Annotated in this window: 10 protein-coding genes; 2 read left to right on the top strand and 8 right to left on the bottom strand. The window is 60.0% G+C overall.

The window, feature by feature from the left end:
• Positions 1–182 precede the first annotated feature (182 nt).
• The 3 genes from INR99_RS17310 to INR99_RS04415 all read right to left on the bottom strand — a co-directional run bounded on the left by INR99_RS17310 (position 183) and on the right by INR99_RS04415 (position 4,063).
• Positions 183–2,204 carry a carbohydrate-binding protein gene (locus INR99_RS17310; protein WP_228098082.1) on the bottom strand — a complete coding sequence of 674 codons (2,022 nt, stop codon included), beginning with the start codon at positions 2,202–2,204 and terminating at the stop codon, positions 183–185.
• 251 nt (positions 2,205–2,455) lie between these two features.
• Positions 2,456–3,244, bottom strand: coding sequence for an inositol monophosphatase family protein (locus INR99_RS04420; protein WP_194115100.1), 789 nt, complete (start codon positions 3,242–3,244; stop codon positions 2,456–2,458).
• Between the two features lie 312 nt (positions 3,245–3,556).
• Entirely contained in the window at positions 3,557–4,063 is a 507-nt protein-coding gene (locus tag INR99_RS04415; RefSeq protein WP_194115099.1) for a lactoylglutathione lyase family protein, read from the bottom strand.
• A 93-nt stretch (positions 4,064–4,156) separates the two neighbouring features.
• Between INR99_RS04415 and INR99_RS04410 the strand changes: the two genes are divergently transcribed.
• Together INR99_RS04410 and INR99_RS04405 are read left to right on the top strand one after the other, a co-directional pair.
• On the top strand, positions 4,157–5,059 hold the full coding sequence (locus INR99_RS04410) for a LysR family transcriptional regulator (protein ID WP_194115098.1): 903 nt from the start codon (positions 4,157–4,159) through the stop codon (positions 5,057–5,059).
• A complete protein-coding gene (locus INR99_RS04405; protein ID WP_194115097.1) occupies positions 5,056–5,649 on the top strand; it encodes a DNA-3-methyladenine glycosylase I in 594 nt (197 codons plus the stop codon). The genes INR99_RS04410 and INR99_RS04405 overlap by 4 nt, the downstream gene beginning before the upstream one ends.
• 47 nt (positions 5,650–5,696) lie before the next feature.
• Here INR99_RS04405 and INR99_RS04400 read toward each other — a convergent pair whose 3' ends face one another.
• The 5 genes from INR99_RS04400 to INR99_RS04380 form a co-directional block, all read right to left on the bottom strand.
• Entirely contained in the window at positions 5,697–9,401 is a 3,705-nt protein-coding gene (locus tag INR99_RS04400; RefSeq protein WP_194115096.1) for a hybrid sensor histidine kinase/response regulator, read from the bottom strand.
• 230 nt (positions 9,402–9,631) lie between these two features.
• Positions 9,632–11,743 carry a methyl-accepting chemotaxis protein gene (locus tag INR99_RS04395; protein ID WP_194115095.1) on the bottom strand — a complete coding sequence of 704 codons (2,112 nt, stop codon included), beginning with the start codon at positions 11,741–11,743 and terminating at the stop codon, positions 9,632–9,634.
• Between the two features lie 12 nt (positions 11,744–11,755).
• Positions 11,756–12,232, bottom strand: a complete 477-nt coding sequence (locus tag INR99_RS04390) for a chemotaxis protein CheW (RefSeq protein ID WP_194115094.1) — start codon at positions 12,230–12,232, stop codon at positions 11,756–11,758.
• Between the two features lie 12 nt (positions 12,233–12,244).
• Positions 12,245–12,604: a response regulator transcription factor gene (locus INR99_RS04385; protein ID WP_194115093.1), complete on the bottom strand. Its 360-nt coding sequence runs from the start codon at positions 12,602–12,604 to the stop codon at positions 12,245–12,247.
• 36 nt (positions 12,605–12,640) lie between these two features.
• Positions 12,641–13,390 (bottom strand): response regulator, encoded by a 750-nt coding sequence (locus INR99_RS04380; protein WP_194115092.1) that lies wholly within the window; start codon positions 13,388–13,390, stop codon positions 12,641–12,643.
• Positions 13,391–13,552 lie beyond the last annotated feature (162 nt).

Genomic DNA, 13,552 nt, shown 5'->3' with positions numbered 1-13,552 from the left:
CTATGCCAGCCGGCGGAGTCAAATCCGAACCAGGCAATCAGCCCCCTGAACAGCGACGGGGTGCTGACAGGCCGGCAGATCGCCAGCCGGCCGCGGCGGGGAAGATTGCACCGCGTCAGCCGATCATGGAAATGGAATGCTGCTGCGCAACTCGCGTCAGCGAGTCACGCTGCAGCCGTTCATCAGCGGCAGATACCCAGGTCTTTCCAGACGCCCCAGGCGCCGGAATCGGTCGGCACGTCACCCTTGGTCCACCACTTGGCGCTGTAATTGCGGCCACCATAGCTGGCCGTCTGATTGGCCAGATAGGTGCCAGATGCACTCCAAGCGGCATAGCAAGCTGCCACCGTCCCTGTCGGAGTAACGCTTGGACTCGGAGTCGCCGTCGGTGTCGGTGTCGGTGTCGGTGTCGGCGTCGGCGTCGCACTTGGTGTAGGTGTAGCCGTTGGAGTTGGAGTCGGGGTGGGGGTCGCGCTCGGTTTGGGCGTGGGCGTTGCGGTTGGGGTAGGCGTGGGTGTTGCCGTCGGGGTCGGGGTCGGGGTCGGCGAAGCCGCAGACAGGATCAGCCACACTTTACCGTCATACTGTCCACCGGAATTGCTCGCCGGATTGTCGCCCTGCGTATACCACTGCGCCTTGTAATTGACGCCGTTGTAGGTCACACAATCGTTGGCGTTGTATACCACCGTGCTCTGCCAGGCCGTGCAGTTGCTTCCGGGCACCGGGGTCGGCGTGGGGGCAGGCGTCGGAATCGCCGCGCTGCTACCAGTGCCGTTATTGAGCCCGAGCGCCTTGATGCGGGCAAACAGCCAACCACCGTCATCCTTGACGTTTGCGGTGCCGGCAATCGATGTGGTCGAACCACCGCCCCACAGCACCGAGAACACATTGGCATCCTTCAGCTTGTTGAGGTGTCCGGTCTGCCAGCAGGTCGGCTCGGAGGCCGGGCAGGTCAGATGCGCTTTTACCGTCTTGGCCCCACCCTGGTAGTAGACATTGGTACTGGTGGTCGGGTCCGGCATCGCGGTGTTGGCGATATAGGGCAGCACATTCGACAGATACTGGTCGACCGCCGGATTACCGAGAATCCAGTCCGGCTCAGCCGAGCCGTGGTCGCCACGGGTATCGACATCACCCGTTGTCTGCAGATGCCCACCGGGGATCTGCCACAGCATCGCAGGACGCGCGACCGAAGCCGAAACGCCCTTCACGTAATCGAGATAGGCATTCATCACCGGCGCGTTGTACAGATAGCCGCCGCGCACAGGCAGGCCGCTCTGGCTCGCATCAAATGCATCACGTTCCCATTTGTCGAAAGCGATGAAATCCGGTAGCCAGGCGGTGTTGGTATTGCCATACACCTTCATCTGCGTGAGGAAGTTGCTCACGGCAGTCACATGCTCCGGCACCATCGACGGCGTGGTACTGGCCAGTTGCAGCCAGCCGTGACCGCGCTTGTCCCCTGCCCACACGTTCACGTGCCAGCCGAAGGGAATATCCGGACCGAACTGGCGCACCAGCCAGCTGACCGACTGGTTGTATTCGGCAATGGTCGTGTTGCCCGCCATGAACTGCGCGGGGATCTGCGACTTGTCCAGCCCCAGATAATCGAAGGCCTCGGTCAGGCCGGATGCTACCGGCACGGCCATGTCAAAGGGAATGTCGCAGTAGGTCGGCTCGCACTGCTTCTGCAGTTCGCCGAGATAATCCGGGTTCAGCAGCAGCGTCGCCGGTACCGGATGCTTGGCATCCTTGTAGGACTGCAGCTGCTTGGCCATGCTGATCAGGTTGATGTAGTGATTGCGCAGGTAGTGATTGGTGCTGTCATTGCTCAGATCCAGCTTGGCCGTGTAGGTGCTGGAGCTGGCGTCGACCGTGTAGAACACGATGGTCGGCATGAAGGTTTCCCCGGCGAGGTTGCTCTCCATCGCCCGGATCTGCTTCATGATCTTGTCGATCTTGGTGTCCAGCGTAATGATGCGGGTGCGGTCGCCATCACCGCCGATGCCGGCATAGGTGAAGAGTGCATCCACCGGGCGCTGCTGCAGCAGCACTGCTTCGTCACCGCCGTTGATCACCCCGCCCATGGCGATCTTGCTGCCCGACCATCCGGGCACCGCTGCATTCAGCAGGCTGGCACCACCGGCCATAAACGCGGCCAAAGCGATACCGCGCACGGCAAGACTCATCTTGCGTACTTTCATTGCTCTCATCCTCCACCCTCCCGCCACTCCCGGGCGTTGCGGGTTTGTCACACAACGATTATTGGAATTGTTGCTGCAGCAAGGCCTGTCTCCTGTATCCGGAAACTGGGTCTGGCCGGCCTGCAAGCTGTAAGCTTACAGGCTCGGACGAGTATAGGCGGCTGATTTCGCGGCGTAAATCAGAATCTGCTGCCAAGGCGCAGGAAGAGACAAGCGGTTTTGTCAGCTTTGCCGGTCAGGCATCATCACGCTCAGTCAATCACCTGCATCGCGGGCAAGGCCAGCGCGTGCAGTGCCGGATTGCACGCTGCCAGCACGCGGCCAGTGTCGGCGCTGGCGATGGTCAGTGGCCGCCCCTGCCAGTCGGTCATCTTGCCCCCGGCGGCATTCACCACCGGCGCCAGCGCGGCAAAGTCATGCAGCTTCAGGCCTTCCTCCACCACCACTTCCAGCCAGCCGCTGGCGACCTGCGCATAAAGATAACCATCACCGCCCCATAGTTTGTAGCGACAGGTATTGGCCAGCGCTTCAAATGCTGCAAGGCCTGTAGAGAGATACTCCGGCCCCGTACTACCAATGCGGGCACAGGCAAGCTCGCGGGTTTCATTCAGCGTCACCGCTTCACCATTGAGCGTGGTCGGCACGCCCTCCCCGCCCAGCCAGCGCTCGCCGGTGATCGGCTGATTGATCACCCCGAGCACCGGCACACCGCGATGCAGCAGCCCAATCAGCGTCACAAACAGCGGACGGCCCACGGTGAAGGACTTGGTGCCATCAACCGGATCGAGTACCCATACCCATTCGGCATCCGCGCGCTCCGCGCCAAACTCCTCGCCGATGATGCCATCCTGCGGACGCAACGCATTGATCAGCGCACGCATGACCCGCTCGGCCTCGCGATCAGCCACGGTTACCGGGCTGTCATCCGACTTGTCATCAATGGCAAAGGCACTGCGAAACAGCGGGCGAATGGCGGCGGCACTGGCGTCGGCTAGCTGGCCTGCCAGCGTGATCAGCTCGGCGGGGATGGCAAGGGTCATGATGAGGGCTTCCTTTCGGTCGTCTTTGGCAGGGTGCGACGCTATCACAGCACGGGGATCAGCGTCATGGCCGCGGGCAGAAAATGCGGCAGAATTTCCTGCAACTTGCTAGGTATCCGCGCGCGACAACCCGCCCCTGGCAATGGCTGCATAGGGGGCGGCGGCCAGGCACCGTGGGGGCAGAACACCCGCAGGAACATTCGCGCTGGCAGAGGGAAAGCGAGCCCGCCACACCTCATACCCAACTGGATATGGCCGCACATCCCCTGATATGAATCAGCTTTGGCAACATACCCATAGGGCAGCGAAAAGTCACGCCTGATACGCACCTGCCGAATAAGTCAGCTCGTAGCTGTGGCTGTAAATTTCCACGATGTTGCCGAACGGATCTTCCATGTAGACCATGCGGTACGGCTTTTCCCCGGGATAGTACTCGCGCACCGGCATGCGCTGCTTGCCACCGGCCGCGACAATCTTGGCGGCCAGCCCTTCCACATCCGGATCCTGCACGCTGAAATGGAACACACCCGTCTTCCAGAATTCGAAATTGTTCTCGCGGCGCTCGCTGTGGGGAAACTCGAATAGCTCTACGCCGATCTTGTCACCGGTGGACAGGTGGGCGATGCGGAATGATCCCCAGCCCGGCCCGAATACGTCGTTGCACATGATGCCGATGGCCGAATCGTCTTCGGTAATGGTGGTCGGCGGCATGATCAGGTACCAGCCCATCACTTCGGTATAGAAACGTACGGCGGCGTCCAGATCGGTGACGGTAAGGCCGATGTGCGAGAAATTGCGTGGATAAGTCTGGGTCTGCATTGCTGGCTCCTGTTCAAATCGGTAGCACCAGTTTATTCTGGGCAATGAATAACAAGAACCGAGATCAAGTAATGGAAAACATAAAAATTCATTATGGTTAACCCACTCTGGCTGCGCTCTTTTCTCGCTGTGGTCAACGCAGGCACCTACACGCAGGCGGCAGAGCAGCTCAATCTGACCCAGGCCGCAGTCAGCCAGCATATCGCCAGGCTCGAGGCGCAGACCGGCCGGCTGTTTGTGCGCAACGGGCGCCGGCAGGAGTTGACGCCGCGCGGGCTGGCCGTACTACACTATGCCGAGCAAATCGGGATTGCCGAAAGCCGCCTGCGCGATGCACTGCAGGCCGAAGGGCCGGTGCGTGGCCCGATTCGGCTGGCCACTCCGGGCAGCGTTGGTCTGATACTCTATCCCCGCTTGCTGGCCTGGTTGCGCGAGCACCCGGACATCACGCTGGAGATGCGCTTCGCCCCCGAGCCCAGCGTGACTCAAGCACTGCTGGCGCAGGACGTCGAGCTGGGCATTGTCACCCTGCCACCTGCTGCACCCAATCTGCTTTGCGAGGCGCTGGGCAAGGAAGAGCTGTGCCTGGCCTTGCCGGCAGCAAAGCCGGCGGCCAGCTGGGAAAACCTCCGCGAACTGGGCTGGATTGGCCATCCGGACGGGGAGGCCATGGCCACGCGCTGGCTGGCCCGGGCATTCCCCGGCCGCCGGCTGGCCGAGTTGCCGCAGCGCGGTTTCATCAATCAGATCGGCATGATCCTGCAGCCGGTTGCAGCAGGCATGGGGTTTGCCATTCTGCCCCGCCTGGCCATCGACGCATTTCATGATCAGCAAGCCATCACGCTGTGGCCACAAAGCCACCCTGTATCCGACACGCTCTGGTTAGTACGCAGAAAGGAATGGCCGCTCAGCCGCCAGGCCGAACTCGCATCCCGCCAGATTCATGAGCTGCTTGCACAGCATTTATCCCCCACTCATTCTCCGCTACCGACATGACGACACTCGCCCCCGACCACCTCCCCCGCTGCCGCTGGTGCGGCGCGGCACCAGACTACCTCGCCTACCACGACCATGAATGGGGCTATCCGGTGGCGGACGACGTGCGGCTGTTCGAGAAGTTGTGTCTGGAGGGTTTCCAGTCGGGCTTGAGCTGGCTCACCATTCTCAGGAAGCGCGATAACTTCCGCCGGGCCTTTGACGGTTTCGATTTCCGCATCGTTGCAAGCTATACGGAAGCCGACGTGGCGCGGCTGCTGGCGGATGCCGGCATCGTGCGCCATCGCGGCAAGATCGAGGCGACGATCAATAATGCGCAGCGTGCGCTGGAGCTGGTTGACGAAGCCGGCTCGCTGGCAACGTTTTTCTGGCGCTACGAGCCGCAGGCCGCCCCCGGCCCGCAAGTTGCTGCGCAAACGCCCGAATCATTGGCGCTGTCCAAGGCCCTGAAAAAACGGGGCTGGAAATTCGTCGGGCCAACGACGATGTATGCGCTGATGCAGGCAATGGGGCTGGTCAACGATCACGCTGCCGACTGCGTGATCCGCGCGCGGGTGACTGCCGCGCGACAGACGTTTGCCCGGCCATAAACCTGCTCTGCGATGGCACGGGCCCAGAGCTGGGTACGGGTGCTGACTTATACCGCCAGCGCCCTAGCCGGCGAGCCGGTCTGCTGCATGAGATCCATGACCTGGGTGATCAGCACTTCATCCTGAAAGGGCTTCACCAGATAGCGCGAAACACCTGAAAGCTCTGCCTGACGGCGGTGTTTCTCGGTCGAGCGCGAGGTAATCATGATGATCGGGATCTGCCGCAGATGCTCCTGCGTGCGGAAATACGCGGCCAGCTCCAGGCCATTCATCCGTGGCATCTCCATGTCGACCAGTACGATATCGGGCTGCCAGTTTTCCAGCTGCTCGATCGCATCCAGACCATCCAGTGCCGAACGAACTTCAAAGCCTGAGTCGCGCATGAATTGCGTAGTCGCTCGGCGTGCAGAGATCGAATCATCAACCACCAACGCCCGTGGCAGCTGCGGCGCATCGGCATCCGGACCTGCGGCTGCCAGCGCGTTCAGCGCAATCAATTCACTATCGAGCAATTCGCGCAGATCAACCACCGTTGCGACGCTACCATCGCCCAGTACGGTTGCGCCCAGTACACCGGGGATGCGCGGCACAAACTGGCCGAGATCCTTCAGCACGATATCGCGCGAATCGATGACACGCTGCACCTGCACGGCCTTCAATGCCCCCGAATCCAGCTGCAACACGATCGCTGGCAAGCCAGCCTTTTGGGCGCTGATTGCCGGCACCGGCAAGCCGAAGAGTTTTTCCAGCTCGATCAGCGGCACGCGCTGCTCGCCGACACTGATCGCGCGTCCTCCATCATTCTCGCTGTGGACATCAGCCAGATCGTAATAGATCAAGTCAAGAATGCCGCTGGTTGAAATCGCCATCCGGTGTTGCTGGGACTCAACCAGCAGGGCATGGCTGGCAACCAGTGAAACTGGGAAGCGCATTTCGACCAGCAAGCCCTGCTCCTGCTCGGAATGCAGAATCAGGTTACCCTTGAGCGCATTGACCGTCGACAGCACGATATCCATCCCGATGCCGCGCCCGGAAACCTGGCTGGCTTCGTCGCGGATCGAAAAACCGTGCCGCAGGATCAGGCGCGCGGTTTCAGTGCGACTGAGAACTGCATCATGCCCGACCAGCCCCAGCCTCTCGGCCTTCTGCCGGATTGCCGGCAGATCCAGGCCGCCGCCATCATCCTTGCAGCGCACCACAATTGCATTACCCTCACGGGCAAAGGACAAGCAGATCCGGCCCTGTTCATCCTTGCCTGCGTGCAGGCGGATTGCGGGATTCTCGATGCCATGATCGACGGCATTGCGCAGCACATGCATGAGTGGATCAACAATCGTGTTGAGCAGATGACTATCGATCAGGGTTTGTTCGCCCTGTACGATCAGGGCCACATCCTTGTCCAGCAGACGCGAAGTCTGTCGCACGGCGCGCTGCAGGCGGGCCTCGATGGTGCTAACCGGCACCATGCGCGTACGCATTACCACCTCCTGGTTGCTGACCTGCAGCTTGTGCTGCATTTCGATGGCTTCGCCCAGACGCTGATAGAGACTTTCCGTTTCCAGCCCCAGTTCACGCGAATCCGTGCTGGCCTCGGTGAGCCGCCGCGAAATCGAGTGCAATTCGTTGTAGCTTTCAAATTCCAGCGCATCGAATTCCTGGTTCGCAGCCAGCAAGGCACTACCCTGGCCGCGTACCTCGAGCCGCTGTTCGAAATCAGCCACCAGCTGCTGAACATTCTGGTTCTGCATGCGCATGCGCCGGTTGACTTCCCTGGCTTGTGTCAGCAGTTCACGCATTTGTGCCACCGAGACAATCGATTCGCCCAGCAGGCCAAGAATTTCGTCAACCAGTGCGGCCGGAATGCGCAGCATGGCTTCTGCCTGCTCCTGAGGGGGCTCGGCCGCAACCACGGCGGCAGACTCTGGTGTTGCCCGGCTATCGGCAAGTGGCAGAGCAGCGGGAATACCGTCACAGTCAATCGCGTTGGCCAGATCCAGAACTCGCTGCAAAACGGCCAGACCGTCGGCTGGTGCAGGCGCAATGCCCATCAATGCCTCGGCCATGTTCTCGAGACAATCACCCGCCTCGGTCAGGAGCATGGCCATTTCCTGCCCCGGCATTCGCCCGTGCTCCGAGAGGGCAATCAGTACATCCTCAAGATGGTGAGTCAGATTGGCAACGCCGGCGACCCCCACCGTATTGGCGGCCCCCTTGAGAGTGTGTGCAGCACGCTTGGCGAGCTCGATATCGGCTGCAGCACCCTGCCCGGCTGCCAGTTTCTGCATGGCCTGGGCAAAAGCGGCGGCCTGCACGGGCAACTCCTGCAGCAAGCCTTCCATCAGCTCCGGATTCACATCTTCAGGAATAGCCAGTGATACATCGGCTGCTTGCGCCACTTTCTGCCGCAGCGGGAGATCAGCCAGCTGGGCCGCCATCAGCGGCTGCGCCAGCAGACGGTGCTTCAATGCATCCAATATTGCGGAGTTGGGTGCTGCGGTGAGTGGCAGCCCGCCCAGCAGTGCGTCAACAATCTGCTCGTCCTGCAGATTCCTGCAATACTGGCCCAGGCGGAATGGCAGCAGTAACAGGCTCTCGCCAAGATCGCGGCTTGCCACATCGCTACTGTGCAGCGATTGCGCGATCAGCGCCAGCAATTCCGCCAGCGGCTGCATGCCTATACCACGGCAGACTTCCTCAAGACGGCCAAGCAAACCGCGCATTTCCGCGAGCAACTCCTGGCCACTGTCGCCCCCCTGCAGGGCCGGCAACTGGCTATTAATGTCATCCAGTTCGGCAATCAGAATCGCGAGCATGTCTTCCGCTACAGCGGGATCGTCAGCATCGGTCGCAACGACCATGCTCGCAGCAGTATCCTGCGGCGCGACTGGAGCCATGCAGTTGGCGACGTCAACCAGGCAATCGGCATCAGACTGCTCGGCAAAAAGGGCGTCCGCCCGCTGCCAAAGCCCCGCAACGCAACCTGCGTCGCCAAGCACGGCATCCAGCAACAGCAGGGGCAACTGTTCGGACAGTTGCTCGCGACAGCGGCAGGCCCGAACTTCCAAGAGCTTGTCCAGATGCTGGCACAGTGAATCCAGAGCCAATTGCTGCTGATGGCGGGCAGCTAGTGACAAGGCCTGTAGCGCTTTTGCAAGGCTCTGGCGATGCCAGTCCTGACGCAGCAATGCCGCAATGTCATCAATCAATCCGAAGGAATCGAACAATTCATGCGCGGCAGTGGCCGCCTCGGCTTCGAGCTCTGCCAACGAGGCCAGCAATTCGGCCTCACCGCCGTCATCAGGCGTTTGCGGAACATCGCCAAGCAGAACAGTGTCCAGTATGGCATCTTCCACTGCGCCAGACACACCTGCCCCAGCATCCTCAGCCAGGGACATATCCAGCGTCAGCAGTTGAGCCATCAGCAGGAGGTCATCGTGCCCCAGCGGGCTGCTCCAGCATGGATCAGCCAGCACCGCCAGCAAATCCGCGCGGGTTTGCTCCGATGGACTGCCCAGATAAGCCCCCATGACCGACACCATGGCGGCAGAAACTCGGCTGCCCCCCTGACTGGCAACAAGCCCGAGCTGCTCACCCAGCATGCTGCAGTAACTGCAGAAACCAATCTGGCCAACATCTTCAGCCAGCGATCCCAGCTGGTTCACCACACGGACGGCATCGCGCAGCGCTAGCGCAGCATCTTCGGCCGTGGCAGCCTGGTGATAATGATCAATGGCAGTAGCTAGTGCTGCCAAAATTGCAGCAGACGATTCAGCGAGCACTGGGCCCCCTTGTGGAATACGCGGATTACTCGCACCGGCCTGGCACCGGTGACGGTAGAGAACAAATGCAGTCGCCCGAGCCGGCTCGCCCTATTGGGCAGCACCTACCTCAGGCATTTCGCAAACGACGCTCGGGGCATTTCTGCATCGAGAACGGTTGAAGGGCAGTACGGGAGCCAAGCCGCCCCCCGCGCCTCTGCGCATCAGCCCGGCAGCTTGAATACGCGAACGGCAGACAGCAGGCCGCGGGCGTACTCAACGAGGCTATAGGTATGCTGTGCCTGTTCTTTCAGCTTTTCGTTCGTGTATTGCGTGGAGGCATTAATGGCCTCGGTACGCACCACCAGATCACGGTTCACCCGAACCTGAGCTTCGGACGCCGCAGCAATCTGCTGTACCGCCCTCACCAGCTGCGCCGTGTTCTGTTCGGTTACTTCCATCTGCTGGCCGGCTTGTTCCGCCAGACGCGAGCCCGCCACCACCTGCTCGATGGCCTGGTTCATGGCACTGACCGTTTCAGCGGTATCTGCCTGGATGTTATGCACCAGCGATGAAATCTGCTGGGTCGCCTGACGGGCATTTTCCGCCAGACGCTGAACCTCATCGGCAACCACAGCAAAGCCGCGCCCCGCTTCACCCGCGGACGCGGCGTGCATCGAAGCGTTCAGCGCCAGGATGTGGGTACGTTCCGAGATCGAGTTGATCAGGTTTACTGCCAGCGAAATTTCCTGCGAACGCTCACCCAAGCGCTTGATGCGCTTTTCGGTTTCACGGATGGTTTCGCGGGTATTGTTAATGCCGCTAACCGTGGTGTTTACCGTTTCCAGCGCCTGTCGTGTCGTTTTCATTGCCTGCTCGGCCGACTGGTTGGCACTGCGGGCGACGGCGGCAATCTTGGTCATCGACTCCGCAGCCAGCGTCAGCGCCTTGGCGGCCTTTTCGACTTCCTCGCGTTCCTTCTCGGCGACTTCCACCACCTCGTCACTGTGTTCCTTCACCAGCAGCGATGCCTGGCTCACATCGGCGGACAGATCGGAAACGCGCTGCAATACTTTCGCCGTTTCGGACGCCAGTAGGTTCAACGCATCGGCAACCGGGCCGGTTACATCTTCGGTTACCGGCACCTTGTGGGTCAGATCCTTGCGGGCCAATACTGCCACGGCCTGCAGCAGATTCAACACGGCATCGTTGAGCTGTTCGTTTTCCTCAACGATCGCGCGCTGTACGGCATTACGATCTTCAATCATGCGGTCAAACGAGCGGCCCAGTTCACCGAATTCATCCGGATGATCCATATCGGCACGGACATCCTCACCCTTGGCCAGCGCCTCCACGGTATTGTGCAGATGCTCCACCGGCAGGCGAATCCCCTTGGCAATCAGTGTAACCATCAGCGTCAGCATCGCTGCAATGATGGCCAGAACAACGGTAAATACCGACAGCGAAATGGTCGACAGCAGGTTACCTGTCGCCTTTTGCGAGGCAATCGCAGATTGCGCCACCTTGGTCAGATTTTCCAGTACTTCCTCCGGAATATCCGACGCCTTGTTAGCCTCTTTTTCTGCAGCTCGCGCGGCCAACTGAGCCTCAACGTAGGCATCAAATGCAACTACATACTGGTTGAACAACTGGCCAATTTCTTCCTTGTTGGGCTGAGCTGAGCGCGCCAGTGCTGCCATGAAAACAGCACGCTCGGCAACGTGTTGTTCCTTGTACTTCAGTTCGTCACGCTGGATAAAGTCCTTTTCGTGACGGCGCAGTTGCAGCTTGGAAATGGTCAGCTCAGCAGAATTGTCACCGAGCTTGTCTTCCAGCGTATTGATCGCTTCACGCATCTGCTTGTGCAGACCGGTCTCCGGGGAGTAACCCGCTTCGATCATCTTGCGTGCGGAAATATCAAATTTATCCTTGTACAGCTTTACCGCCTGCAACATTTCACGGGCTTTTTCGGCGCTGGCCTCGTCAGGCGACATGGCGAGCACCTGCTCGATGGACTTGCGCAACTTGGCGGTCTGCTCATCATGCTGCTTCAGATAGCGCGGCTTGTCAGTCTTGAACGGCAGATAGAAGTTTTTTTCATTACGCCGTGTCAATACGTATTCGGTTTCGGCGGATTTCAGCGACAACTCGAAGCGGTTCACCTGCTCCAGACGATGCTCGGCATATTGGCCCAGAGCAAAGGTGCCTACGTAAATGGCACCCAGTGCGGCAAAGCCACCCACGATTCCACGGGACAGGGTCTGGGTACGCCAGGCAACCGAGCGCTCATTCAGTGCAGCATCAAGGCGCTGCACCAGTTTTTTGTACAAATTCATCACTTGAGTCCTTTACTCTTTGTGCGCGGCATGTCTTGCCAGATCACGGAACAGTTGCAGCAGATCGATTTCGAGCCACTGCACCCGGTCAAGCAGCCAGGCGCCTTGCAGGTAAGGCTGTAACAGCGGGGGTACGACCGGATCAACGCAGCGCTGCAATCCTGTCAGTGCATGCGGGAAATCATGAACAAACAATCCCAAGGCATCGGGAAGTTTGCCCAGCATCAGAATCTTGTCTGCGCTGGAATCGGGAATGGCCAGCAGCCGGGCAAGGTCGAACACCGGCAACAGGGCACCACGGACATTGGTGACCCCGCGCAAGGCAGGCTGAGCCAGCAAGATGCGGTTGACCGCCTGCTCATGCAGCAACTCCGAAGGCACTTCCTGCGGCAGTAACAGGTGCAGCCCCCCGGTAATCACGCCGTAGCGGCGCACGACGGACTCCGGTGCAGGCTGGGGAGCCTTTCCGGTCAGGAGCGTAGCTGGCATTCCCATGATTGCTTACGCCAGCGCTTTCAGCTGATCAATCAGCTGATCAGCGGAATACGGCTTGACCACATAGCCCTTGGCCCCCTGCATCTGCCCCCACACACGATCGGCCTTCTGCCCCTTGCTGGTGACAAACACCACGGGGATATCCTTGGTTGCCGGCTCTTCACTGAGCAGGCGACACGCTTCATAGCCATCCATGTCCGGCATCACGATGTCCAGAAAAATGATGTTCGGCTTGTCGGCGCGCGCTTTCTTGACCGCTTCGCTGCCGGTGGATGCGGTGGAAACCAGGCAGCCGACGTCGGTAAAAATGGTACGCAGATTGGCCAGATCAGCCGGGGAATCATCAACAACAAGTACTTTTTTCATGGTTTGACCCTCAGGTATAAATTCACTTTGTGCTCACTAGGCCGGCAGGAAGGCATCGTTATTGACGGCCAGTGGCAGGTATTTCTGCACTACCTCCTTGAAGAGGGTGCTGTCGACCGGTTTGGTCAGGTAGGTGCTGCAGCCGGCCAGCGTGCCCCGCACACGATCAAAGGGCGAACTCTTGCTGGTGAGCATGATGATGGGCGTCTCACGAGTTGCGCGGTTCTTGCGGATGGTCTTGCAGACCTGATACCCATCGACATTCGGCAGGACGACATCGAGAAAAATCATGTCGTAATCGTTGTTGCAGGCAAGGTAGATGCCTGCCTCACCGGTTTCGGCGCAGTCGATCTCGCCACCCAGCAGCTTGAGGAAGAGCTCAAGCTGCTTGCGCACCGTCGGACTGTCATCAATGATCAGCGCGCGGAAAAATTGCTTGGCCGAATTGCTGGACAACACCTGATTGATCAGCTGGTTGCTCTCCGGATCGTTGCCCTGCAACTCTGCAGCACCAATGCGATCCAGCTCCGGCGTGAAGTTGTGTGCGGCGATCGTTACCGTTTCCAGCATTTTCAGCAGTGCCGTAGGCAGCATTGGCCGCTTGAGCTGGTAGTCGCCCAGATCGATTTCGTTGCGCGCAACATAAATGACCGGAACGCGGTTATGGCGGTTGAGCCTGCGCAGGATATCCAGCACGGCCGCGGATTCGGCATTCGCGATAAAGATGTCCGCCCTCTTCTGCAGATCATCCAGAACCCGGAAGCTGCGCTGGCGGCTTGCCGTCAAGGCACAGATGCTCCGCACAAGGCGCACTTCCGCCTCGCCAAGACCAAGTAAGGTTATTGCAAATGATCGACGCTGATGCATTCTGTTCAATGGCCACCCTGCGCACAGCATGTTGCAGCCGTCAGCTTCACGCTGTCAGTTCGCCAACCGGCCTTAAAGTCG

This window comes from Chitinilyticum piscinae, from assembly GCF_015223195.1.
In the GTDB taxonomy this organism is placed as follows: domain Bacteria; phylum Pseudomonadota; class Gammaproteobacteria; order Burkholderiales; family Chitinibacteraceae; genus Chitinilyticum; species Chitinilyticum piscinae.
This window is presented reverse-complemented; position numbering and strand designations above follow the sequence as displayed.